Origin of the sequence: Azospirillum sp. B21, assembly GCF_008364825.1 — a bacterium.
Classification (GTDB): Bacteria; Pseudomonadota; Alphaproteobacteria; order Azospirillales; family Azospirillaceae; genus Azospirillum.
Genome location: NZ_VTTO01000009.1, coordinates 166432 through 190420, shown reverse-complemented (window position 1 = coordinate 190420; position 23989 = coordinate 166432). Strand labels below are relative to the sequence as shown.

At 68.9% G+C, this 23989-nt stretch carries 24 protein-coding genes; 12 read left to right on the top strand and 12 right to left on the bottom strand.

Annotated elements, in window-relative coordinates:
• The first annotated feature begins 246 nt into the window (after positions 1–246).
• A protein-coding gene (prfB, locus tag FZ983_RS21535) for a peptide chain release factor 2 (protein WP_149225537.1) occupies positions 247–1378 on the top strand; the annotation gives its coding sequence in 2 pieces (ribosomal slippage) (positions 247–315 and positions 317–1378; 1131 coding nt in all).
• 142 nt (positions 1379–1520) lie between these two features.
• The gene (locus tag FZ983_RS21530) at positions 1521–1847 is read left to right on the top strand and encodes a peptidoglycan-binding protein (RefSeq protein ID WP_149225536.1); all 327 of its coding nucleotides are present in this window, start codon (positions 1521–1523) and stop codon (positions 1845–1847) included.
• 15 nt (positions 1848–1862) lie between these two features.
• Here FZ983_RS21530 and FZ983_RS21525 read toward each other — a convergent pair whose 3' ends face one another.
• Both FZ983_RS21525 and otsB read right to left on the bottom strand, forming a co-directional pair.
• On the bottom strand, positions 1863–2099 hold the full coding sequence (locus FZ983_RS21525) for a hypothetical protein (protein WP_149225535.1): 237 nt from the start codon (positions 2097–2099) through the stop codon (positions 1863–1865).
• 202 nt (positions 2100–2301) lie between these two features.
• Positions 2302–3090, bottom strand: a complete 789-nt coding sequence (gene otsB / locus FZ983_RS21520) for a trehalose-phosphatase (RefSeq protein ID WP_149225534.1) — start codon at positions 3088–3090, stop codon at positions 2302–2304.
• A 533-nt stretch (positions 3091–3623) separates the two neighbouring features.
• Here otsB and FZ983_RS21515 point away from each other — a divergent pair.
• Positions 3624–3902 (top strand): hypothetical protein, encoded by a 279-nt coding sequence (locus tag FZ983_RS21515; protein ID WP_149225533.1) that lies wholly within the window; start codon positions 3624–3626, stop codon positions 3900–3902.
• 141 nt (positions 3903–4043) lie between these two features.
• Here FZ983_RS21515 and FZ983_RS21510 read toward each other — a convergent pair whose 3' ends face one another.
• Positions 4044–4268 carry a hypothetical protein gene (locus FZ983_RS21510; RefSeq protein WP_247883896.1) on the bottom strand — a complete coding sequence of 75 codons (225 nt, stop codon included), beginning with the start codon at positions 4266–4268 and terminating at the stop codon, positions 4044–4046.
• A gap of 206 nt (positions 4269–4474) precedes the next feature.
• A complete protein-coding gene (locus tag FZ983_RS21505) occupies positions 4475–5377 on the bottom strand; it encodes an ROK family protein (RefSeq protein WP_149225531.1) in 903 nt (300 codons plus the stop codon).
• A gap of 218 nt (positions 5378–5595) precedes the next feature.
• Here FZ983_RS21505 and FZ983_RS21500 point away from each other — a divergent pair, with 218 nt between their 5' ends.
• Positions 5596–8082 carry an ankyrin repeat domain-containing protein gene (locus tag FZ983_RS21500; protein ID WP_149225530.1) on the top strand — a complete coding sequence of 829 codons (2487 nt, stop codon included), beginning with the start codon at positions 5596–5598 and terminating at the stop codon, positions 8080–8082.
• A gap of 23 nt (positions 8083–8105) precedes the next feature.
• Here the strand turns inward: FZ983_RS21500 and FZ983_RS21495 are convergent, their stop codons facing one another.
• A complete protein-coding gene (locus tag FZ983_RS21495) occupies positions 8106–9803 on the bottom strand; it encodes a caspase family protein (protein WP_247883901.1) in 1698 nt (565 codons plus the stop codon).
• 335 nt (positions 9804–10138) lie between these two features.
• Here FZ983_RS21495 and FZ983_RS21490 point away from each other — a divergent pair, with 335 nt between their 5' ends.
• On the top strand, positions 10139–10372 hold the full coding sequence (locus FZ983_RS21490) for a DUF3126 family protein (RefSeq protein ID WP_044549447.1): 234 nt from the start codon (positions 10139–10141) through the stop codon (positions 10370–10372).
• A gap of 35 nt (positions 10373–10407) precedes the next feature.
• On the opposite strand, the gene FZ983_RS21485 is transcribed toward FZ983_RS21490, so the two are convergent.
• On the bottom strand, positions 10408–11037 hold the full coding sequence (locus tag FZ983_RS21485) for a hypothetical protein (protein ID WP_149225528.1): 630 nt from the start codon (positions 11035–11037) through the stop codon (positions 10408–10410).
• A gap of 576 nt (positions 11038–11613) precedes the next feature.
• Here FZ983_RS21485 and FZ983_RS21480 point away from each other — a divergent pair.
• From FZ983_RS21480 to FZ983_RS21450, 7 genes are all read left to right on the top strand, one after another.
• Positions 11614–12465 carry an ABC transporter ATP-binding protein gene (locus FZ983_RS21480; protein WP_149225527.1) on the top strand — a complete coding sequence of 284 codons (852 nt, stop codon included), beginning with the start codon at positions 11614–11616 and terminating at the stop codon, positions 12463–12465.
• Complete coding sequence (locus FZ983_RS21475; protein ID WP_149225526.1) at positions 12458–13321, top strand: ABC transporter permease; 864 nt, start codon at positions 12458–12460, stop codon at positions 13319–13321. Before FZ983_RS21480 ends, FZ983_RS21475 begins: the two co-directional genes overlap by 8 nt.
• The gene (locus tag FZ983_RS21470; protein ID WP_149225525.1) at positions 13318–14478 is read left to right on the top strand and encodes an ABC transporter permease; all 1161 of its coding nucleotides are present in this window, start codon (positions 13318–13320) and stop codon (positions 14476–14478) included. The genes FZ983_RS21475 and FZ983_RS21470 overlap by 4 nt, the downstream gene beginning before the upstream one ends.
• A gap of 72 nt (positions 14479–14550) precedes the next feature.
• Positions 14551–14883: a hypothetical protein gene (locus FZ983_RS21465; protein ID WP_149225524.1), complete on the top strand. Its 333-nt coding sequence runs from the start codon at positions 14551–14553 to the stop codon at positions 14881–14883.
• Between the two features lie 176 nt (positions 14884–15059).
• The gene (locus FZ983_RS21460; RefSeq protein ID WP_149225523.1) at positions 15060–15833 is read left to right on the top strand and encodes an ABC transporter ATP-binding protein; all 774 of its coding nucleotides are present in this window, start codon (positions 15060–15062) and stop codon (positions 15831–15833) included.
• A complete protein-coding gene (locus FZ983_RS21455) occupies positions 15826–16653 on the top strand; it encodes an ABC transporter permease (RefSeq protein WP_149225522.1) in 828 nt (275 codons plus the stop codon). Before FZ983_RS21460 ends, FZ983_RS21455 begins: the two co-directional genes overlap by 8 nt.
• A 49-nt stretch (positions 16654–16702) precedes the next feature.
• Positions 16703–17740 (top strand): ABC transporter substrate-binding protein, encoded by a 1038-nt coding sequence (locus tag FZ983_RS21450; protein WP_149225521.1) that lies wholly within the window; start codon positions 16703–16705, stop codon positions 17738–17740.
• A 19-nt stretch (positions 17741–17759) separates the two neighbouring features.
• On the opposite strand, the gene FZ983_RS21445 is transcribed toward FZ983_RS21450, so the two are convergent.
• The 6 genes from FZ983_RS21445 to FZ983_RS34240 all read right to left on the bottom strand — a co-directional run bounded on the left by FZ983_RS21445 (position 17760) and on the right by FZ983_RS34240 (position 23664).
• Positions 17760–18473: an ABC transporter ATP-binding protein gene (locus FZ983_RS21445; protein ID WP_149225520.1), complete on the bottom strand. Its 714-nt coding sequence runs from the start codon at positions 18471–18473 to the stop codon at positions 17760–17762.
• The gene (locus FZ983_RS21440; RefSeq protein WP_149225519.1) at positions 18470–19213 is read right to left on the bottom strand and encodes an ABC transporter ATP-binding protein; all 744 of its coding nucleotides are present in this window, start codon (positions 19211–19213) and stop codon (positions 18470–18472) included. The genes FZ983_RS21445 and FZ983_RS21440 overlap by 4 nt, the downstream gene beginning before the upstream one ends.
• Positions 19210–21042, bottom strand: coding sequence for an ABC transporter permease (locus FZ983_RS21435; RefSeq protein WP_149225518.1), 1833 nt, complete (start codon positions 21040–21042; stop codon positions 19210–19212). Before FZ983_RS21435 ends, FZ983_RS21440 begins: the two co-directional genes overlap by 4 nt.
• Before the next feature lie 164 nt (positions 21043–21206).
• Complete coding sequence (locus FZ983_RS21430) at positions 21207–22505, bottom strand: ABC transporter substrate-binding protein (RefSeq protein WP_149225517.1); 1299 nt, start codon at positions 22503–22505, stop codon at positions 21207–21209.
• Between the two features lie 160 nt (positions 22506–22665).
• The gene (locus FZ983_RS21425; RefSeq protein ID WP_149225516.1) at positions 22666–23106 is read right to left on the bottom strand and encodes a MarR family transcriptional regulator; all 441 of its coding nucleotides are present in this window, start codon (positions 23104–23106) and stop codon (positions 22666–22668) included.
• A 384-nt stretch (positions 23107–23490) separates the two neighbouring features.
• Positions 23491–23664 carry a hypothetical protein gene (locus FZ983_RS34240; RefSeq protein WP_188092443.1) on the bottom strand — a complete coding sequence of 58 codons (174 nt, stop codon included), beginning with the start codon at positions 23662–23664 and terminating at the stop codon, positions 23491–23493.
• Positions 23665–23989 lie beyond the last annotated feature (325 nt).

Here is a 23989-nt window from a genome sequence, read left to right as displayed (position 1 = left end):
GGTAGGGTTGTGCGGCCGGATATGGGACGTACTCTGAAATGGGCCGGGCGGATGATTCCAAACGGCTAGGACCGCCAAGCCGGGACTGGGCCATACACGAAAGTGGCAAGCCCTCGCCGATGGCGGATCCCGATCGGGACCGTCCCCGCCTGCTTCGCGGTCATTAAGGGGGTGCAAGCCGGGGAGCGAGCCGCTACATATGCAGCCGACAAACCCTTCAACTCTGGCTGACGAGGAGGCACCGCCATGCGGGCCGAGATCGAAGCGGCCGCCGGCGAGATCAGAGAATCGCTGGCGCTGCTGAGGAGGCATCTTTGACTGGGACAATGCACTGCGGCGTCTCGACGAACTGAACAACCTCGCCGAGGACCCCAAGCTTTGGGACGATCCCTCGCGGGCCCAGACCATCATGCGCGAGCGTACCCAGCTGGAGGCCTCGGTTTCCGGCTATCGGTCGCTGGAGCGCGACCTGTCCGACAGCCTGGAACTGATCGAGATGGGCGAGGCGGAGGGTGACGCCACCGTCGTCGCCGATGCCGAGGCCCAGCTCTACGGCCTGCGCGACCGCGCCAACAAGCTGCAGATCGAAAGCCTGCTGTCGGGCGAAGCCGATGCGAACGACTGCTTCGTCGAGGTGAATGCCGGCGCCGGCGGCACGGAGGCCCAGGACTGGGCGCTGATGCTGATGCGCATGTACACCCGCTGGGCGGAGCAGCACGGCTACAAGGCCGAATGGCTGGACGAGACGCCGGGTGAAGAGGCCGGGATCAAGTCCGCCACCGTGCAGATCAAGGGTCACAACGCCTATGGCTGGCTGAAGACCGAGGCCGGCGTGCACCGTCTGGTGCGCATCAGCCCGTTCGACAGCCAAGCGCGGCGCCAGACCAGCTTTGCCGCCGTCTCGGTGTCTCCGGTGATCGACGACAAGATCGACATCGAGATCAACGAGAAGGACTGCCGCATCGACACCTACCGGGCGTCGGGCGCCGGCGGCCAGCACATCAACAAGACCGACTCGGCGGTGCGCATCACGCACATCCCGACGAACATCGTGGTGAGCTGCCAGCAGGAACGGTCGCAGCACAAGAACCGCGCCAAGGCGTGGGACATGCTGCGTGCCCGCCTGTACGAGCGGGAGCTGAAGATCCGCGAGGATGCCGCGGCCGCGCTGGAAGCGACCAAGACCGACATCGGCTGGGGCCACCAGATCCGCTCCTATGTCCTGCACCCCTACCAGATGGTGAAGGATCTGCGGACCGACGTGGAGACCTCGCAGAGTCAGGCGGTGCTGGACGGTGCGCTCGATCCCTTCCTGGAGGCGGCGCTGGCCTCCCGGATCAAGGGTCAGAGCGACGACGCGCACGCCGCAGGCGGCTGACGGGTCGAACCATAGGAAAGGGCGGTCGCTTGCGGCCGCCCTTTTCGATTCGGCGCCTTTTCGGAATTGCCGATCCGGAATGGAAGGCTAGGCTCGGCTGTTTCAACAGGCAGCCACTCCAACGATCAGGAGCAACCGATCCATGAACAGACGTCTTCTCCCGGCGCTCGGCAGCGCCATGTTGTGCGGCACCCTGCTGTTGGCGACCCCGGCCTTTGCCGCCTGTGAAACGGACAATCTGCCGGACGAGATGCGTGTGGCCTTCATTTCCGGCGCGCAGGAGGCTCTGAACGAGCACGGTTTCAATGCCGGAACGGTGGACGGCAAGATGGGATCGCGGACCCGCTCCGCAATCCGTGCCTATCAACGTGCGGCGAAGCTGCCGGTGGACGGCTGCGCCACCCAGGGGCTGCTCGATCACCTGAACTTCAGCCAGCCGAAGATCTACGGCCCGAATAAGCCTCGCTGACCTGGCTTTATGACTTCAGGCCAGCATGTCGAGCAGCCGCCGGCTGTTCTCCTGCGTCGTCTGCAGGACCTTGGCGTTCGCGGCGAAATCCACCTGGGCGGCGGTCAGGTCGAGGACCACCGCCGGATCAAGGTTCCCCGCCGCGATCTCCGCCGACGCCGCTTCGGTGCGGGCCTGAGCGTTCTGCAAGCCGTCGATGGCGCTGGCCTGCGGCGGGTAAGGCGTGGCGGTGGTGGCCGATCCGATGTCCATGGCAGGCTGTCCGGCTGTTGTGCGGATAGGATAGGGCGGCGGGGGTTTAGGGTTAGTGAATGGGGTGGTGTCGGCCAGCGAATGCCCCCTCCCTAACCCTCCCCCACCTTCGGTGGGAGAGGGGACTGCCGCCGCTTCGCACAAGGCACCCTCTCCCGCAAAGCGGGGGAGGGTTGGGGAGGGGGCAACCGCCGTAACAACCTCACCCCTCCGCCAGCCAGTCCGCCAGCCGCCCCAGGAACGCCGCGGCTTCCGCCGTATCGTGCAGGCTCCAGGTCGCCGCGGTCTCGGCCGGGCCATCCATCACCCTGATGCCGATCCCACGCCCTGACAGCGTGCGGAAGGCGTCCTCGTCGGTCTCGTCGTCGCCGAGATAGATCGGCACGGTGCCGTCCCCCTCCAGCCCCAGCGTCTCAAGCAGAGCAAGGACGGCGCGGCCCTTGTCCCAGGGCAGGTTGGGGCGAAGCTCGAACAGTTCCTTGCCGCCGGTCACGCGCAGCCGTGCCTGAGCCTGCGCCACCGCACGGACGGTGTCCGCGACCACCGGCTTTTCGTTTGGGGCGACCTGACGGGTGTGGATGGCGATGGCGAAGCGCTTGCGCTCCACCAGCGCGCCGGCGATTCCACCCAGCCGGTCGCGGAGAATCCGTTCGGCGGCGTCGAGGTCGGGGACATACTCGACGCCGACTTGTCGGCGCAGGTCCGGTCCGCGCAGGTCGAAACCATGGCTGCCCGCATAGACCAGATCGTCCAGGGCCACCATCGCCGTCAGATCGTCCAGGTCGCGGCCGCTGACGAAGGCCACCGGGCACAGGGCCGACAGCCGTCGTACCACCGCGCGCGCCTCCTCCGGCATCACCGCCAGTTCCGGCCGTGGCGCGATGGCGGCGAGCGTGCCGTCGTAATCGAGGAACAGGGCAGGGGTGCGGTCGCCGATGGCCGCGGTGAAGGCGTCGAAATCCGAGAATGCTGAGGGTGGGAAGTGGGTCAAGGGACAAACCTCGCGCCGCTGCCTAGGGGATGCGGCGGCTGACCGGGGGCCGGCGCGCCACTGCTGTGGTAACGGCCGGAAACGACGGGTGGCTTGTGTTCCGGCAAAAGGACCGGCTGAATGTGGCCGATCTGCAACAGACCCTTCTAAAAGCTTCGGCCCCGCGGAGGGGCCGGCTTTGGGGGTTGCGGTGCCCCCGGGTTCTGATAGTGTTGCAGTGCAGCAAGCGATTGCTGCTTCGCCCTTCTTGGGCGTTTCCTCCCTAAACTCAAGGCCGCTGTATTCAGCGGCCTTTTTCTTGCCAGAAAGCCCCCTGGTAAGGCAACCCCTGACAAAAGTCATAGCGCTGCGATTTGCTTGGGGAATCGCCCGGCGAATGGTGGGGGTCATGGGCGCTTTTGAAGCGCAGGGTGAACGCCTGCACTCTGCCGCGGTATCGTGCAGGACATCGCTGGAGTCCAGAAAACCGTTTGAATGCAATGCATTGCAGAATGCAGCGCCTGTGCATGCTACGATGGAAGCACCGGCGTCCAATGGCGCTCCAAGTTGGGAGAGGGGCCGAAGCGGCACCGTGGGACATTGGCGGGGCTGAGAATTTTCCCTGCATTTTTCTGCAGGTTGCCGTCTTTGCTGCGGTGCGGGGGGTGAAAAACCGCCGCAGGCGCACGGAAGCACTGCACCCGCGTCGCGAACTGTCGTATAGAATCCGGCGACACGCCCATCCGCTGCAATCCACAGGAGCCGTTCCCATGGACATCGCCATCATGGTCCTCGCCGTCGTCTTTTTCTTCTGGCAGACCATTTCCGACTGAGTCGGCTTCGACGTGACCGGCTGAGCCGCTCGGCGAGCGAAAAGTCGGCAATCGAAGAGTCGGCAACCGAAAAAGGGCGGTCCCGGCGGGCCGCCTTTTTTCATGTGGCTTGGAAAAACGGGTTCGAACCCGACCGCCGTCTCAGTCGGCGGCGATGGGCGGCTCCAGCCGGGAATGGGCCGAGGCGATCAGTTGCAGCGTCTCCATGATCGAGCCGATGGCCTCATGCAGATCGGCCTGCTCGTCGCCGGGCAGCGTGGCAAGCACCGCCTCCAATTCCACCGCTGCGTCCTGCAGGCTGGCGCAGGCATGTTCCAGGTGACGGCTGGTGCCCTGGCCAATGCCGGGATCATTTGCAAAATGCAAACGTGCCGCCGGTTTCCCGGCCCGCGTCGCGTTCCGGTTTGCAAAATGCAAATGGACGCCGTTCCCCGTGGCCCGCGTCCCCAATTTCTTCCGCATCATGGGCGTATCCCCGTTCGGTCTGAACAGAGAATGCGCAAGTCCCGTGCCACTGCGTGACCGTTGGTTGCGGCCGATCTCGCAAAAATGGCCCCGCCAAATGGTGAGGCTTATTCCGGCCACAGGCGGGCAGCGCCGCGCATGCCGCTTTCCCCGCCATGGCGGGCGACGGCCATCCGGGTCCGCGGCGCGGCTGCCAATGCCCAGGTGCCCCAGCGCTGCGCCACCGATTCGCACAGGCCCGGCAGGGCGGACAGGCCGCCGCCGACCACCACCATGTCGGGATCCAGCAGGTTCAGCACCGGGGCCAGCGCACGGGCCAGCGCATCGGCATGGCGTGTCAGCGTCGCGGCTGCGGCCGGATCACCCGCCAGGGCACGGGCGGCGATCTCCTGCGGGTCCGCCGCATTGCCGGTGCCGTCGTCCCCGGTCAGATGCCGGTGCAGGCGCGACAGCCCGGCGCCGCACAGCACGGTCTCCAGGCATCCGGTCTTGCCGCAGCCGCAGGGCACCGGCAGGCCGTCGGCCTCCTCGCGCCAGGGCAGGGGGGCATGGCCCCATTCGCCGGCCAGCCCGTTGGCGCCGGGCAGGATGCGCCCGTCCACCACGATGCCGCCGCCGACGCCGGTGCCCAGGATGATGCCGAACACCACCGCCGACCCGACCGCGGCGCCGTCCGTCGCCTCCGACAGGGTGAAGCAGTTGGCATCGTTGGCGATCCGCACCGGGCGGCCGATCCGCCGCGCCGCGTCTTCGGCGAAGGGACGGCCGGCGAGCCAGGGCAGGTTCACCGCGCGCACCATCCCGGCGGAGGGATCGACGATGCCGGGCAGGCTGATGCCGACGCCGCCGGTGCCGAACGGGTCGAGCGCCGCCACAGTCTCCGCCAGGGCGTCCAGCGTGGCGTCGTAATCGCGCGGGGTGGGGCGGCGGTGGCGGGCCAGTTCGGCCCCGTCCGCGCCGAGCGCCACTGCGGCGATCTTGGTGCCGCCCAAATCGATTCCGACTCGCATGCCTGTCGCCGTCCAGATGGGGGTTCAGCCGAGGATTTCGGGGGCAACCCTATACCCCTCCCCCGTCCGGCGGACCAGCGGCGCGTTCGTGCCGGAAGGGTCAGTCCACCCACCCCGGAAGAGAGGGGGCTACCGCCCTTTGCTCTGTCGGGGCTTGGGGGACGCATCACTAGAGTCTCATCAGCGCTTCCTTCACTGATCGGCGTCTTGAGATGTCCATGGACCGTTCTGCCCCGAAACACACTTCGCGCGCCCGGCGCGCCGCTCCGGGCCACCACGATCCCGTTCACGATTCCGCCGGTGCCGCGGCATCGGCCGCCGAAATCCGTGATGGACTGGTATTGGCCTTCCTGGCCCGCAAGAGGCTTCTGGTGCTGGTCGGCGATGCCGGGTCGGGCCGTCCCGCCCTGTTCCGGCAGCTGGTGGAGCATGTGGAGGCCGATGGCGCGATGGCGCTGCCGGTCACGGCTTCGGTCGGTGCCGAGGTGGAGGATCTGGTCGCCGCCGCCGGCGCCGGGGCGCTGCCCGATCTGGCGCCGGGCGAGGAAGGCGAGGGCGATTTCGACGCGCTGATCGCCGCGTTGGAAGAGCGGCTGGAACTGGCCGGGTCCGGCTTGCTGGCGGTCGACAACGCCACCGTGCTCGCCCCGCCGGTGCTGGCCGATCTGGTCGACCTGACGCGGGCCGAGACGCCGGCCGGCCGCTTCCTCCAGGTTCTTCTCTGCGGCACGCCGGAGTTGGAAGGGACGCTGGCGCGCGCCGGGCTGGCCGATGAGCTGCGCGACATGGGCGTGATCTACCGGATGGCGCCGGGCGGCAGTCTGCCCGACGAGTTGCCGTCGATGTCGGCCGTGCAGACCGTGCCGCGTCCGGCGCCGATGCTGGCGGTTCCGCCCCAGGTGCAGGAGGCCGATCCGGCCTGGGTGGATCGCCGCAGTCCGAATCAGGCCCCGCAGCAGGCTCCGCATCAGGCCCCGGCCCAGCCCGCCGCCACCCCGGCCAACGATTGGCCGAGGGATGGTTGGGCGGGAGACGGAAAATCGGGAGAGTATGACTGGAGCGACCGCGGTCCCGACGCGATGGCCGCAAGGGGAATGCAGGCCGGAGCCATACCGGCGGACGCCATGCCCGTCGGGGCCATGCGGGCGCCGCGCCGGACCGGGCTTTATGCCGGTGCGGCACTGACCACGCTGGTGCTGCTGGGTGCCGCCGGTGCGGCCATCGCCACCGCCGTGCCCGGCGCTTCCCCCGACCGCGCTCTGGCGATGATCGAGGAGGGCTGGAGCCGGGCGCGCGATGCGGTGGAGCGTACGGTGCAGGGGCTGGTCGGCAACGATGTTCCGCCCGCCGGCGGTCAGCATGCCGCCGCCGACCTGCCGCCGGTTGCACCATCCGCGCCGCCGCCCGCCGCACCGCCGCCCGCCGCCCAGCCGTCCGTGGCGCCTGGTGTCCAGGCCGGGCAAAGCAATGCCGCGCTCCCGGCCGCGCCGCCGCCGGCCGGCACCCTGACGGTGACGAAGCAGGGCGCAGTCCAGCCTTCGCCGTCCGCTCCGGCTCAAACCGCTCCGGTGCAGACGGCAGCCTTGCCGCCGGCCCAATCCCAGGCGCCGGCTGCCGCACCCGTTGCTGCCGCCCCGGCGGTGCCCACCGCGGGCAATGCGGAAGCGGCGCCGGGGGCCGCCTCGCTGCCGCCGCTGGAGGAGCCTTCCGCCACGCCGATTCCACAGGTGCCGCAGTTGGCCGTCCCCGATGCGGAGATCACGCAGCGCGTGCGCATGATGGTCGATCAGGCCCGCCGCCAGATCGCCGGCAAGCGCCTGACCACCCCGCCCGGCGACAACGCCTATGAGACGGTTCAGCGCATCCGCCAGATCGCGCCGGCATCGCCCGAAGCGACCGAACTGCTGGCCACCATGGAGGACACCTATCGCCGCTGGGCGATGCTGGCCGAGCGCGACGGCGACTGGTCGGAAACCAAGCGCTTCTACGAACGGGCGCAGATGCTCTCGCCCAACAGCCCGGACCTCGCGGAGCGCATCCGCGCGGCGAGCGAGCAGCGCGCCTATACCGGTCCGGCGATGGGCGGTTCCGGAACGGCGGGCGGAAGCACGGCTGTGCCGGTGAAGGCCACACCGGGCCTGCAGGATCGCGAATCGGTGCTGGCCCTGCTGCGCAATCCGGCTGAGCTGTCGCGCACGCTGCAGGGCGGCGCCAGCCCCGACAGCCGGCTCGACAGCGGCAAGACCCTGCTGATGGTCGCGGCTGAACAGGGACTGACCGACGCGGTGCGCGTTCTGCTGGACCGGCGCGCCCGCAGCGATCTGCGCACCTCCGATGGGGCCACCGCCGTGATGTATGCAGCCTGGGGCGGCCATGACGCGGTCGTCCGGGCGCTGGCTGACGGCGGGGCGGATCTCGATACCACCAACAGCGACGGCAAGACGGCGCTGATGGCCGCCGCCGCCCGCGGCCACCAGGAGGTGGCGCGCACGCTGATCCAGCGCGGGGTGATGGTGGACCGCACCACCGCCTATGGCTGGTCGGCGCTGATGTATGCCGCCAACAACGGGCACGAGGCGGTTGCCAAGCTGCTGCTCGACCACGGCGCGAACCCGTACCGCATGGATGCCAACGGCAACTCCGCCCTGACGCTGGGTGCGCTGCAGGGGCACGTCCAGGTGGTGGAGGCCCTCAAGCCGCGCTGATCAGCCGCGTTCATTCAAGATGGTCACTGATCGAGGCGGACGGAGCCGCGCCACATCCCGGCGCTCTGTCCGCCGTTGGCGTACTGGAACACGCCCGGCCCGTCCGGCTGGCCGTTGCTGAAACGCCCGGCGAAGCGGCTGCCGTCGGTGAAGGTCATCACGCCGTAGCCGGACATCAGGTCGCCGGACCATTCACCCTCATAGGTTTGTCCGTTGGCGAAGTGATAGACGCCCGCCCCTTGGCGGATTGGCCGCCCTAGACCCGATCCCGATGACGGCTGCGCCCATGTCCCCTCATAGCGGTCGCCGGCCGAGAAGCCATAGCTCCAAAAGCGGCTGTCGGGCCGGCTGCGCGCCCGCTCCGCCGCCGTGCGGGCATCGCCCAGCGCGCGCATCGCCTGCTGCTGCGCCGCCACGGCCGGGCCATCGGGTTCCGCGGCTGCGGTACCGGGCGGGGGAGTGGGGAAGCTGCGCGTCTCTTCCGTCCGGATCGGGTCGGAACTGCCGGTGGCCGGCGGCTCGGCGGCCGGATCGCCGAAGGAGGGGCCGGCCTCCACGGTCCCGCGGGAACGGGCGGCCAGCGGCGACGGGTCGGCCCAGCGGGCGGCGAGGGTCCCGGCGGTGACGTAGCCGTTTCGCCCGGCCGAATCCCGCACGCGCAGCCAACTGCCTTCCGGCACCGCCTCCAGCACCGTCACCACGGTGCCGGCCGGCAGCTGCGCAACGCCGCGGGCACCCACCGCCGGACGGTCGAACAGCACGCCGGACTTGGCCATCTCATACTCACCCGGTGGCAGGCTGGGGCTGGTCACCACCGGTGGCGGCTCCTTTGGCGGCGGTTCCCTTTTCGCCTGGGTGGACGGGTCCTGCGGCTGCATGTCGGGGGAGGGGGCGGCCGGCGGCTTCGGTGCCGCGGCGAGGGCCGGCACCAGGACCAGCGTGGCGCCCAGCCGGTCCTGCAGCCAGGGCAGCTGGCGCCCTTCGCTGCGTTCTGCGACGGAGCGCGCCACCTCGGCCAGCGAATCGCGGAAGGTGACGCCGGGCTTGACCATCTCGCGGGCCAGCGCGGCGGTGAAGGGGGCCGCCCCCCTGGCCGATTGAGCCGGCACCGGCGGCACTCCGGGGCGGTGGGCATAGACGACGAAAAGGCCGTCCGCTTCCATCGGCGTTCCCAACGCGCCGCCGCCGACCCGCTGGGCCAGCGCGTCGGCGGTGCCCGGATCGATCACCACCACCGCCTTGCGCCCGCTGTCCCGCAGGTCGCCCAGCACCGTGTCGAGGTCCAGTGCAGTGCGCGGCAAATCCTCCGCCCCCGCAGGCGCGGCGTCCGCGGGCAGCAGATATTCCCGCTCCCCGAGCTCGACGGCGAGGCCGGTGTAGTAGACGAAGCCCAGGTCGGCGCCGGACAGCGCCTCGCGGAAGCGTTCCAGCGCCGATTCCATCGCCACCCGCCCGACATTGTCGGCCCGCGTTACTGCAAAGCCGGCTTTGCGCAGCGCGGACACCATCGTCCCCGCATTGGCGGCGGCCTGTTCCGACCGGCTGTCGAGCCCGCTGTAGCGTCCGTTGTCGATGACCAGCGCCACCCGCTTTTCCGTGTCGGCCACCGCGCCGCCGAAGGGCAGGGCAGCCAGCAGCGCCGCGGTGAGGACGGTCCCCGCAAGGGTCCGTCTCCATGGCCGGGTGGTGGGGAATGCGGCGCTGCGCGGCCGGGCAATCATGGTCAAGGCGTTCCGTCCTCCGTCTTCGCGGCGGCCTCCCGCAGGGCGCGACCATTCGTGCCGCCGCCCGCCGGGCTGCGTACCGCCGCCGGGAGCATAGCCTTTTCCGCCGCTCCGGGACCCCGCTCTTTCGGGGCGTCGGGCGATGGCCGCATTACCCCGCGCGGAGGACTGCCCCGTGCCTCGGCGGCGTTGCGGGTCCTGATACAACTCGCCGAACAAGCTCGCCGCTGGCGCGAGGTATCGCTTTCCCTTCGCCGCGAAGCCGCCTATATGACGCTCCTTCGCAGACAACGAGGTTCGCCATGCCGCCCGCAAAGCCGTCCGCCGTCCGGATGTCCGACACCGAAATCGCCCGCGTGCAGATGTACCTGCGCAAGACGCTGGGCAATCAGAAGATCGTGATCGAGCCGCCGGCGAAGGCCGGCCAGTCGGCCGAGGTGACGGTGGATGGCGAATTCTTCGGCACGCTGAACCGTGACGAGGACGAGGGCGAGATCTCCTATGCCCTGAACGTCGTCATCCTGGAAGAGGATCTGCCGGAGCCGCCGGCCATCCCGCGCCGCTGATCCCTGGCGTTTTCCTGACGTTCCCCACTGGTGCCCTAGCGGCTGTGAGCGCGAAGCTCCGCCGCCAGGGCGGCCAGCAGGGTCTGCCCGCCCGACAGGGTCAGCCCGCGCACCAGGACGATGGCCTTGCGTCCGCCGCGCCGGTGCATGACCAGCCGCACGTTGCGGCTGCCGGCGGCCTTCAGTTCCGCCCTGACGGCGTCGTTGGGCGCCACGTCGCCGCCGACCAGCTTCAATTCCGCCTTGTGCCCGTAATCGTGCGCCGGATCGATCCAGGCGACGAACAGCGGCTTGCCGCCGACCATGGGGTAGAGCGCCAGATCCCGGATCGTCTCGTGCGGGTGGATGCGGGCGCCGTCCACCGTCAGGCCGCGCGCCGTCACGCCCAGCCGCACCGCCCGGCGCTGCACCGTCTCCGTCAGCGTCACCACCCACAGCAGCAGAACCGGTGCCGCACAGAAGACGGCCAGCCACTGCAGCATGTCGGACAACTGCTCCGGCGCCAGTCCGGCCCCTGCGACGAAGCCCGTCGCCAGCAGGCCGGCGATCAGCAGATAGCGTGTGCGGATCACCGGTGTCAGCACCGGTCTCGCCACGAAGACGGCACCGGCCGCGCCGTCCTCGCGGGTGATTTCCAGGCTGGGCGGTGGCTTGGCGGCTGGCATATCTGCTGGATCGGAGCAAGGAAAGGGGCGTGATCCTGTTCCGGCGGCATGTCGGCCGTCCAGTTCTTTCGCGTGTCGCCCGGATCGGCTGTATACCCGCGGTGCGTGCCGAGGGCGGGGTTGCCGCTCGCCGCCGCCTTGAAAATGGCGGGGGTCATGGTACTCTCAGGGGCAGGAGGTGACGCGAGCTGCTTTCCTGAATGGCGGGACCGGTTTCCCGATCCCGCCACCTCTGGCTTTACCGATCCTGGTCCCTGTTGAAGCCCGCTTCGAACTCGAACTTCAGCTTGAACCAGAAGCGGCCGAGCCACTTCAGGAATTTTCTCACTCGCGTCACCTCCTCTCGGTTGCCGGCTGCGCATGGCGCGCGTCCGGTGGCGCGAGAATAAAGAGCATGCAATCGCATGCCAATCGCGGATCCTTGGCGAACTTGCCGTCAGGTTGCGGTGCGGCTCTGCCGCCTTGGCCGCGCTCGGTTCTGCGCTGCTGGTGCTGCAACCGGGGCGGTGGTAGCGTGCACGTAGGCGTTTCCAGACCGACCCGCTCAGCCTGACCTGCCGCGAAGGATCGTCGTCCGTGACCTTCCCAAATCCGCTTGATGCCCAGGAGAAAGCCGCTTTCCGGCAAGGCTCGGAAAAGTCCGTCGCGCCTGTGGTGGTGGAGGCGCGCAAGCTGTCGCTGGTCTATCCCACCGCCGACAAGCCGGTCATGGCATTGAGCGAGGTCGACCTGACCATCGCCAAAAGTGACTTCGTCTCGCTGATCGGTCCCAGCGGCTGCGGCAAGACCACGTTGCTGCGCGTGATCGCCGATCTGGAGCGGCCGACCTCCGGCCATATCGCCATCGAAGGCATGACGCCGGAGCAGGCGCGGCTGAAGCGGCTCTACGGCTATGTCTTCCAGGCCCCGGCGCTGTACCCGTGGCGCACGGTGGAGCGCAACGTGATGCTGCCGCTGGAAATCATGGGGCTGCCCAAGGCCGACCGGCAGCAGCGCGCCCGAGAGCAGTTGGAACGCGTCGGCTTGGTCGGCTTCGAGCGCAAGTTCCCCTGGCAGCTGTCCGGCGGGATGCAGCAGCGCGTCTCCATCGCGCGCGCGCTGGCGTTGCAGCCCGACCTGCTTTTGATGGACGAGCCGTTCGGCGCGCTGGACGAGATAACCCGCGACCATCTGAACCTGCACCTGACCCAGCTGTGGCGGGCGACCGGGAAGACCTGCGTCTTCGTCACCCATTCGATCGCCGAGGCGGTGTTCCTGTCCACCCGCATCGTGGTGATGAGCCCGCGGCCGGGGCGCATCCTGGACGTAATCGACTGCAACAGCCTGCCGCGTGAGCGCACGCTGGATATCCGCGAATCGCCCGAGTTCGCCGCCATCGCCCACCGTGTGCGAGAGGGGCTGAAGGAAGGGCACAGCTACGATGATTAAGCGTGCGCTTCCCGTGACGGTGATGACGCTGCTGTTGCTGGCGGCTTGGTACGTCGGGGCAGCGTGGCTGAACTGGCCGCAGGCGGCAGAGACGCTGACCCGCGCTGGCAAGCCTGCCGAATTCGCAGACGTGCTGGCCCAGGCCTATGCGATGAAGCGGCCGATCCTGCCCACCCCCGATCAGGTGGTGGCGGAGCTGTGGAACTCCCTGACCGGCTACGCGCCGACCAGCCCGCGCAATCTGCTGTTCCACACCTGGGTGACGGCGGAAGCGGCGCTGACCGGGCTGGCGATGGGGTTGGCGCTGGGCATCCTGCTGGCCGCCGGCATCGTCTATACCCGGACGCTGGAGGCCAGCCTGCTGCCCTGGGTGATCGCATCGCAGACCATCCCGATCCTGGCCATCGCGCCGATGATCGTCGTCATCCTCGGCAACATCGGGCTGACCGGGCTGCTGCCGAAGGCGGTCATCTGCATGTATCTCTGCTTCTTCCCGATCACGGTCGGCATGGTGAAGGGGCTGCGGTCGGCCGATCCGCTGTGGCTCGACCTCATGCGGACCTATTCGGCCAGCGGAATGCGCGCCTTCTGGTCGCTGCGGCTTCCGGCTTCCATGCCGTTCCTGTTCGCCAGCCTCAAGGTGTCGGTCGCCATCAGCGTGGTCGGCGCCATAGTGGGCGAGCTGCCGACCGGCGGGCAGGCCGGGCTGGGAGCGCGGCTGCTGTCGGGGTCCTACTACGGCCAGACCGTGCAGATCTGGGCGGCGCTGATCATGGCCTCGCTGCTGTCGGTGGCGCTGATCGCCGTGGTGCGCGGGCTTGAGCTGGTCCTGCTGGGCCGGGCGGGGGTGCGATGAGCACTCTCTCCGCGGATCCCTACCGCACCAGCCTGCGCACGGTTGCCGATTGGGGGCTGGTCGCCATAGCCGTATTGACACTGGCCGCACTCGCCCTGCCGGTGGGCGCGCTGGGCGGTGCCCCTGTCGGCTGGTTCGGCGGGATGATGGGCGGGACGTTGGCGCCGCTGTTCCTGATCGGGGTGGTGCTGGCGGTCGTCGCCGGCCGGTCCGCGCCGAAACGGGTCTGGGGCGCCTGGGTGGAATTGGGTGGCGTGGCGTTGGCTTGGTTGCTGCCGCTGCATCTGCTGAACGAAGGGGTGGACTTGTCGGCCGGCTGGGGGCTGTGGCTGTTCCTGGTCGCGGCGACACTGCTGCTGTGGCGGGTGATGGGGGTGCTGGCCGGGGTGCCGGGCTGGACCCGCTCGGTCGTCGTCCCCGGCCTGTTCGGGCTTGGCCTGCTGGTGGGGTGGGAGGTTCTTGTCCGCGGCTTCCAGGTGCCGGCCATCCTGTTGCCGCCGCCAAGCCGCATCGCCTCGGCGCTGGCCGCCCATGCGCCGGTGCTGTGGGACGATTTCCGTCAGACCGTGCTGACTTCCGTTTTGCGCGGCTATGTCATGGGCTGCGGCGCGGGGTTCCTGGTGGCAATCCTTGCCGACCGCCTGCCCTTTCTTGCCCGCGGGCTTCTGCCGCTCGGCAATCTCGCCAGTGCCATTCCGGTGGTCGGTATCGCGCCGATCATGGTCATGTGGTTCGGGTTCGACTGGCAGTCGAAGGCGGCGGTGATCGTCGTCATGACCTTCTTCCCGATGATGATCAACACGCTGGCGGGCCTTGGCAACTCGGAACGCATCCAGCTCGACCTGATGCGCTCCTACGGCGCCGGCTATGGCCGGACGCTGGTCAAGCTGCGTCTGCCGAACGCGCTTCCCTTCCTGTTCAACGGCTTGAAGATCAACTCCACCCTGGCCCTGATCGGCGCCATCGTGGCGGAGTTCTTCGGCACGCCGGTGGTCGGCATGGGTTTCCGCATCTCCACCGAGGTGGCACGGATGAACCTCGACATCGTCTGGGCCACCATCGCCGTGGCGGCGCTGACCGGTTCCGGCCTGTATGGCGGCTTGGCGTTGCTGGAACGGGCGACGACGGCCTGGCATCCGTCGATGCGGCGGCGCTGACCGGCCCTGCGCAACCCCGCTGGCACGGCCATTGCTTTCTTTCCGCCATTCCGGCTGGCAGGGGAGGTGGGCATGGCCGACATCGTCGTTCTCAAGCATGTCCGCCTGACGCGGGCGCTTCTGGCCATCGAAATGGCCGCGGTGTCGCTGGACGGCGAACTGGCGGCTTTGCGCAAGGCGGGCCAAGCCGGCCTGCTGGGTGACCATGCGGAAGAGGCCACTCTCCTGCGCACCTATGTCCGCACCTTGCGCGTCCTGTTGCAGGCGATGACACCCGACGAGGTGGACGAGGCGGGGCTCGGCGAGCGCCATGCGCTGGCGGAGGCCGCGGTCGGCCGCTGTGCCGCGGCGTTGCGGGTACTCGACCTGCCAGCCGGCAGCGGCCCGGTCAGCGGCATCGCCTGACGACTCACTGTCGCGAAGCCGACAGCGCCTTGACGGCTTCCGGCCACTGCCATACTGCCGTATGGCTGGGATGCGGGGTGCCTTTCTCCTCTCCGCCGCCGGAACGCCGCGCTATAGTGGCAGGCCCAACGAACAGTCGGACCCCACCGACAATGGTGCAGGCATAAAAGGGCGCGATGAGGCTTCTCGTTTCCGATCTGACCCACCGCTATGACGATCTGACCGTCCTGGACGGCATCGACCTGACTCTGGCGGAAGGTGAAATCCTGGCCGTGATCGGCCCCAGCGGCTGCGGAAAGTCGACGCTGCTCGGCATTGCCGGCGGCATCGTCGCCCCGACCTCCGGCAGCATCCGGGTGGAGGGGGAGGTGCCGGACGGTTGCCTGAACCCCATCACCTTCATCTTCCAGGATTTCGCCCTGCTGCCCTGGCGCAATGTGGAAGACAACATTGCCCTGGTGCTGGAGCATCACCCGCTCTCCACCGCCGAGCGGCGCGAGCGCATCGACGACGGCCTGCGGCGCATGGGGCTGTCGGAGTTCCGTAAGGCTTTGCCCAAGCAGCTGTCCGGCGGCATGCGTCAGCGGGTCGGCATCGCCCGCGCGCTGGCTGTGCGCCCGGCCATGCTTCTGCTGGACGAGCCGCTGTCGGCGCTGGACGCCCAGACGCGCGAGCTGCTGATGGACGATTTCCTGGATCTGTGGCGGCGGGAGAAGACCACCGCCCTCTACGTCACCCACAATCTGGACGAGGCGTTGCGGCTGGCCGACCGTGTCTGCGTGCTGAGCCGCCGCCCCGGCCGCATCCGCGAACTGGTCACCATCGACGAGCCGCGGGAGCGCCGGCAGGAGCCGTCGGCCCAGGCCCATCTGGCCGAAGTGCGCGACCGCCTGTGGCACCTGATGAAGGCCGAAGCCCAGATGGCCGACCGGGAGATCGCCCGTGCCTGACAGCCTGAACCCGACTGCCGTTCCGACCACGCCTGCATTGGGCCAGCCCGTCCGCTTCCGCGGCGGCGGCTTCACTGTGAAACGCCATCCCTGGGCGGCGCTGGCGGCCTTCGCCGTGCTGATCGCGGTTTGGGAGGGGGCGAGCCGTCTCGGCCTCGCCAGCCCGCTGTTCCTGCCGCCGCCGAGTGCGGTCGGACTGGCGTTGGCCGGCATGGTTTCGGACGGATCGTTGTGGCTGAACCTGAAGGCGTCGCTGGCGCGCATCGCCGTCGGTTGGGTGCTGGGCACGGCAGGCGGCATGCTGGTGGGCTTCGCCATGGGCATCTTCTCCACTGCCCGCGCGGTCGGCGTGCCGCTGGTGTCGGCCTTCTTCCCGATCCCGAAAATTGCACTTCTGCCGCTGTTCATCCTGTGGTTCGGCATCGGCGAGCCGTCGAAATTCGCCACCATCGGCTTCGGCGTCTTCTTCCCCACCGTCATCGCCACCTACAGCGCCATCGACCAGGTGCCGCGCAACCTGATCCGCATGGCGCAGAGCTTCGGCCTACCCTGGCGGTCGATCCTGCGCTCCATCGTCCTGCCGGGCGCCCTCCCTGGCATCCTGGCCGGCTTCCGCATCACCGCCTCCATCGCGTTGATCCTGGTGGTGGCGGCGGAGATGATCGGCGCGGAATACGGCATCGGCGCCTTCGTCCTGATGGCCGGCAACCTGATGCAGACCGACACGCTGCTGGCCGGCGTGCTGGTGCTGTCGCTGCTGGGGCTCGCCATCGGCACCGTGCTGTCGCAGCTCGAACGGCGCCTGCTGAACTGGCGCTGACCGTCTCATTCCAAGAAACCTGAACCATCCATCGGGAGGATTTGCGTCCATGACCGCCGCCAAGACCGTGGCCCGCCTCACCCGGCGCGCCGTGATCGCCACTGCCGGCGCGGCTTTCGCCGCCGGTACCATGATGTCCGCCGCGCTGGCGCAGCCGCTGGAGAAGGCGACGGTCGGCGTGCTGGCGCTGTCCTCCTCCGGGCCGATCTTCATCGCCAAGGCCAAGGGCTATTTCGAGAAGGAAGGGTTGGACGTCGAGCTGAAGATGTTCACCTCGGCCCAGCAGGTGCCGGTCGCGGTGACCTCGGGCGATGCCGATTTCGGCGTGACCGGCCTGACCGCCGGCTTCTACAACCTCGCCTCCAAGGGGGCGGTCACCATCATCGCCGCGCAGAGCCGCGACGAGCCGGGCTTCCCGCTCAGCGCCTATGTGGCGACGAACGCCGCCTATGACGCCGGGCTGAAGGCGCCGGCCGACCTGAAGGGCAAGCGGGTCGCCATCACCACCGTCGGCTCGACTTTCCACTACATGATCGGGCTGCTGGCGCAGAAGCACGGCTTCACGGTCAAGGACGTGACCATGGTGCCGCTGCAGGACGTGCCGAAGATGGTCGCGGCCTTCAAGGGTGGGCAGGTCGACGCCGTCATCGCGCCGTCCACCGTGTCGCGGCAGCTGGTGGCCGACGGTGCCGGCAAAATCCTGGGCTGGGTCGGCGACGAGACGCCCTGGCAGCTGGGAGCCCTCTTCACCGCGCCGAAGACGATGAAGGACCGCCGCCCGCTGGTGGAGAAGTTCGTCCGCGCCTACAAGACGGCGCTGGTCGAATACCACGCCGCCTTCAACGGCAAGGACGCCTCGGGCAATCTGGTGAAGGGTCCCGGCTATGACGAGCTGCTGACCATTATCGCCGACGCCACCAAGCAGAAGCCGGAAATCGTCGCTGCCGGCCTGCCCTATGTCGACCCGCAGGCCCGCCTGCTGGTGGACGACATCGTCAACCAGGTGAAGTTCTGGCAGTCGGAAGGGCAGGTCGACAAGGCGCTGGACCCGAAGTCGGTGATGGATCTCAGCGTCGCCGGGCAGTAAGGAGCGGGGGAGGGGGCGGTCACACGGCCAGATACGCCGCCCTCACCCCGTCGTCCTTCAGCAACTCCGCCATCGTGCCGGTCCAGCGCAGGCGGCCAGTTTCTATGACGCAGGCGCGGTCGGCAACGGCGGAGGCGAAGGACAGGCTTTGTTCGGACAGCAACACCGACAGCCCCTCCGCCTTCAGGCGCCGCACCGCGTCGGCCATCTGCTTCACGATCAGCGGCGCCAGCCCTTCCGACGGTTCGTCGAGCAGAAGCAGCGACGGGTTGCCCATCAGCGTGCGGGCGAGCGTCAGCATCTGCTGCTCGCCGCCACTCATCCGGGTGCCGCGGCGGCCGCGCATCTCCGCGAGGTTGGGGAACAGGGCGAACAGCTTCTCCGGCGTCCAGGTGGGAGCGCCGGGGCGGGGCGGCTGGCGGCCGACCTCCAGGTTTTCCTCCACCGTCAGGTCGGCAAAGATGCGGCGGTCCTCCGGCACATAGCCGACGCCGAGCCGGGCGATGCGGTGGGCGGGCAGGGCGGACAGGTCGCGTCCGTCGAAGCGCAGGCTTGCGGCGCGGCGCTCCACCAGCCCCATGATCGCCTTCAGCGTGGTGGTTTTGCCGGCGCCGTTGCGGCCCATCAGCGCCACCACCTCGCCACGGCCGACCGTCAGCGCGATGCCGTCGAGGATATGGGCGCGGCCGTACCAGGCCTGCAGGCCGTCCACCGTCAGCAGGGGTTCGCTCATGCCTCGCCTCCCAGATAGACGGATTGCACGCGAGGGTTCGCGCGCACCTGATCCGGCGAGCCTTCGGCGATCAGCCGGCCACGGTCGAGCACCAGAACGCGGGTGGCGTGGCCGAAGACGGCGTCCATGTCATGTTCGGTGAACAGCACGGCGAGGCCGCGCTCGCGCACCAATTCCGCCGTCAGCGCCATCAGGGCGAGCCGTTCGGCAGGCGCCATGCCGGCGGTCGGCTCGTCCATCAGCAGGACGGTGGGCTCGCTGGCCAGCGCCATCGCCAGTTCGACCCGCTTCACGTCGCCATAGGCCAGCACGCCGCAGGGTCGGTCGGCTTGGGAACCCATGCCGACCCGCTCCAGCAGGGCCAGCGCCGGTTCGCGGAACTGGGCGGCGGCCGGGCGCCACAGGCCGAACAGCCGGCGGGCGCGCGACAGCAGCACCATCTGCACATTCTCCGCCACCGTCATCGAGGCGAAGGTCGCGGTGATCTGGAAGGTCCGCCCGACCCCCAGCGCCCAGATGCGCCGCGGCGGCAGCCCGACCAGTTCCATCCCGTCCAGCTTGACCGAGCCCGAGTCGGGGCGCAGCTGGCCGTTCAGCAGGTTGAAGCAGGTGCTCTTGCCGGCACCGTTGGGGCCGATCAGTGCCAGCAGGTTGCCGGAGCGCAGGGTGAAGGACACGCCGCCCACCGCCTGCACCCCGCCGAAGGAGCGCTGCAGGTCACGCACCACCAGCTCGCTCATCTCCGCCTCCTGAAGCCGGACAGGAAGCCGACGATCCCCTTGGGGAAGACAAGCACCAGCGCGACGATGATCAGGCCCAACGCCAGCCGCCACCAGTCGGTCATGCTCATCACCTTGGCCTCAAGCAGGTGGAAGGCCACCGCACCGGCCAGCGGTCCGGCGACGGTCTGGATGCCGCCCATCAGCACCATCACCAGCGCATCGACCGACTGCGGCACCGCCAGCAGGGTGGGAAAGACGCTGCCCTTGGCGAAGGCGTAGAGCCCACCGGCCAGTCCCGCCGCGGTGCCGGCCAGCACGAAGGCCATCCATTGGAAGCGGCGCACGTCGATGCCCACCGACTCGGCGCGAAGTCCCGAGTCGCGGCCGGCCCGCAACGCATAGCCGAAGGGGGCGAAGGCCGCCCGGCGCAGTAGCCACAGCGCCCCGCCGCTCAAGCCCAGCGTCAGCCAGTAATAGGCGGCCTTGCCCGCCGCCCAAGCCGACGGCCAGACGCCGAGGATGCCGTTGTCGCCGCCGGTCACCGCATACCATTGGAACGCGATCGACCAGACGATCTGGGCGAAGGCCAGCGTCAGCATGGCGAAATAGAGCCCCGACCGCCGCACGCAGAACCAGCCCGCCACCAGAGCCCCCAGCCCGGCCAGCAGCGGCGCACCGGCCAGCGCCAACGGCATCGGCGCGCCCAAATGCTTGACCAGCAGGGCCGATCCATAGGCGCCCAGCCCGAACCACGCCGCATGGCCGAAGGACACCAGCCCGCCCAGCCCGATCAGCAGATGCAGGCTGGCGGCGAACAGGGCGAGGATCACCACTTCGGTCAGCAGGATCAGCGCGTAGTCACCGGCGACCAGCGGTGCGGCGGCCAGAACCGCCAGCAGGGCCAGTGCCCAAGCTCCGGCATGGGGACCGGCCGACAGCGGCACGGTCACCGCGGCGGGTGCGGTCGGCGGCGCCTCATCCGCCCGGCCGAGCAGGCCATGCGGGCGCAGCACCAGCACCACCGCCATGAACAGGAAGACGATCACCAGCGTGATCTGCGGGAAGACCAGGATGCCGAAGGCCTGCAATTGCCCGATCAGCAGGGAGGCGAGGAAGGCGCCGGTCAGGCTGCCCATGCCGCCGACCACGACGACGACGAATGCCTCCACCACGATGGCCATGTCCATATGCAGGGTCACCGCCTCGCGCGGGACCTGCAGGGCGCCACCCAGCCCGGCCAGGGCGCAGCCCAGGAACAGCACCCCGGTGAACAGCCGCGCCGGATCGACGCCGAGCGCGCTTGTCATCTCGCGATCCTGCGTCGCCGCGCGCACCAGCGTGCCCCAGCGGGTGCGGTTGAACAGCAGCCACAGCAGCCCCAGCACCAGAGGCCCGAGACCGATCAGCACGAGATCGTAGAGCGGGAAGGGCTGGTCCAGGATGTCGACCGAGCCCTTCAATCCGGGAGCGCGGCGGCCCAGCAGATCCTCCGGTCCCCAGGCCCAGGCGGTCAAATCCTGCACCACCAGCACGACGCCGAAGGTGCCCAGCAGCTGGAACAGCTCCGGCGAGCGGTAGAGCCGACGCAGCAGCCCGATTTCCATCGCGGCGCCGAGAACGCCCATCATCAGCGCGGCGGCGGCGACCGAGCCCCAGAAACCGGCGGGCGTACCGCCGAACCGCTCGATCAGCGACCAGCCGGCATAGGCGCCGACCATGTAGAAGGAGCCGTGCGCGAAATTCACGATCCGCGTCACGCCGAACACGATGGTCAGCCCCGACGACACCAGGAACAGCGTCGCCGCGGTCGCGAGCCCGCTGAGGGCCTGGACGAGGAGGAAGGACATGGAGGGGTCGTTTCGGTGCGGACTCTTGCCCCCTCCCCAACCCTCCCCCTCTTCGAGGGAGAGGGAGTCAGTTGCCGGGCGGCGGCAGTCCCCTCTCCCACCGAAGGTGGGGGAGGGTTAGGGAGGGGGCAATCAAAGGTGGGGGGCACTCAAAGCCTGCAGCTTTACTCCGCCGGCCGCATCTTGCGCACGACGTCGTCCGGCGGCAGGTAGTTGGCGCCGTCGGCGTAGCGCCAGTCCTTCATGGTGCCGCGGCCGTCCTTCACCGTGGTGGTGCCGACATAGGCCCCCATCGTCGCCTGATGGTCGGACGCGCGGAAGGTCACCGGGCCGACCGGGCTGTCGATGGTCAGGCCGGACAGCGCATCGACGATCGGCTCCGCATTGGCCGACTTGGCCTTGGTGATGGCGGCGGCGACCGCCTTCATGGTGATGTAGCCGACGATGGAGCCCGCCTTGGGCGACTCCTTGAACCGCGCGGTATAGGCTGCGACGAAGGCCTTGTGGGCGGGAGTGTCGATCTGGTCCCAGGGATAGCCGGTGACGATCCAGCCTTCCGGCGCCTCGTCCTTCATCGGCTCCAGATATTCCGGCTCGCCGGTCAGCAGGCTGACGACCTTGCGGTTGCGGAACAGGCCGCGGCCTTCGCCCTCGCGCACCAGCTTGGCGAGGTCGGCGCCGAAGGTGACGTTGAAGATCGCCTCCGGATTGGCGGCGGCCAGCGCCTGCACGGTCGGGCCGGCCTCCAGCTTGCCCTGGGCCGGCCACTGCTCCGCCACGAATTCCACGTCCGGGCGCTTTTCCTTCAGCAGCTGCTTGAACCACGCCACCGCCGACTGGCCGTATTCGTAATTGGGGGCGACGGTGGCCCAGCGCTTGGCCGGCAGCTTCGCCGCCTCCTCCACCAGCATCGCCGCCTGCATGTAGGTGCTGGGGCGCAGGCGGAAGGTGTAGCGGTTGCCCTTCGACCAGGTGATGGCGTCGGTCAGCGGTTCCGCCGCGACGAAGGGCATCTTGTTGCGCGCGGCGAAATCGGCGACGGCCAGCCCGATGTGGGAGAAATAGGTGCCGGCCAGCACGTCCACCGCCTCGTTCGTCACCAACTCCTGCGCGACGCGCACCGCGTCGTCGGGTTTGCCGGCGTCGTCGCGGGAAACGACCTGCAATTCGCAGCAGCCGATCACGCCGCCCTGGGCGTTGATCTCCTCCAGCGCCAGCTGCCAGCCCTGGCGGTAGGGGATGGTGAAGGCGGGCAGGCCGGTGTAGCTGTTGATCTCGCCCACCCGCACCGGCGCGCCGGAGAACGACACCGGCTCTTTCGCCGACTGCGCCGCCGCGGGAGCGGCCGTCAGGCCGATGCCCGCCAGCGTGGAGGCGATGGTTGTAAAGGACACGGCGGCGAGCAGGGCGGCCGGGAGAAGGGGCTTCGCCAGCGGCGAGGCGGTCGGGTGGCGGTGCTTCATCCTGCGGGGACCCCGGTTCATGAGAGACCAGCGGCGTGTCCGGGTCGCGGTGCGACGCAACACACCGCGTTCATAGCAAACCCCGCGCAAAAGTCACCGACTGATCGGGTGTTTTCCCGCGTCCATGCCCGATTCGCAGTTCGGCGGCCGCCGCCCCTTGTCACATCAGCCGGGCCAGCAGCGCCATGAACTGCACCCTTTCCTCCTCGGACAGAGGTTCCAGCGTGCGTTCGTGGGCGGCGGCGGCATTCGCCATCAGGTCGATGACCAGCGCCTGCCCGATCCGCGTCAGGCTGACGCTGGTGCGGCGGCGGTCCTGCGTATCGGGGTGGCGTTCGACCAGATTGCGCTCCACCAGCCGCAGGATCACGCCCTGGGTGGTCGCCGGGTCCATATAGGTCAGCCGACCGAGTTGGTTCTGCGACAGCGCACCCTCGGCATACAGGGTGGCCAGCGCCGCCCATTGGGTGGGCGTCAGCAGCGAATCGCCGATCAGATCGATGAAGATGGCCGAGGCGCGTTGGTGCGCACGCCGGAGGCGGTGGTGAACCTGGCCGGCCAACTGGTAGTCGTCGGGAGGCAGTCGTCCGAAGTCGTCCATGGCAACGGGCCCGTGGTTCGCGCCCGCCTTCGGTCCGGGGCGAAGGCTGGGGCGGGCACGGACCGCCGCTCCCGGCTGCGTGGGCAGGGATGGCGCGGCGTTTGCCGCCTGTCGCCATCCGGTGCGTCCATTATGCGTTCCTCATGGAAAGCGTAGGGAAGACAATGACCGCAGAGCAACCTTCGCGGATGCGTCATAGAGCCACAGCGATGCAGCCGTCATGATGCGAGCAACAAAAGAAGGCCCAAGAGTCCGAAGGGAAGCCATGCGTCAATGACGCCGCAAGTTCCGGCGGTTGCGATCCCGAAACAGGTCGCTGCCGGGGCTGTCCGTGCCTGCGGCCTATCCTTGTCAGGCGCTCGTCTTTTTCGAGGCTTCTCTTTCTCAGGGTTTCCGCTTGGGCGGATAGCTGTCGGGCGGAGCGGTCTTCTCGTCGGGGCTTTCCGCGCCCTCGCCCGTCGGGGGCGTCACGCCGCCCGGCGTGTAGGGCGGCGTGGTGGCGTCGGGCGGGCGTTTGGTGGGACGCGGCGGGGGCGGGGTGTCGAGTCGGCGTGTCATGACTTACCTTTCCTGATCAGGAATCGCCATGAACAACCCGATGTCGGCCGGGCGGTTCCAAACAGGCGCCCCCCGGTATGATCAGTCCTTCCGCCGCCGGCTATGACCTTCATCTTAGGACCATTTGAAAAACGCGGCGGAATCAAGAGGGTCATTGCCGAGGCTGTTCTCTGCCGACTGCGAGCTTTTGTTGCGGCCACACCACAGGACGATGCAAAAGCGGAGTGGCGCTGGCTTCACTGTTGCATGGCAAGCACGCCTTGTTGTGTCTTTGCCGAGGATGTGTCCGCATCCGGTCCCGAAAAGGGCCGGTTGCCGGGCGCTC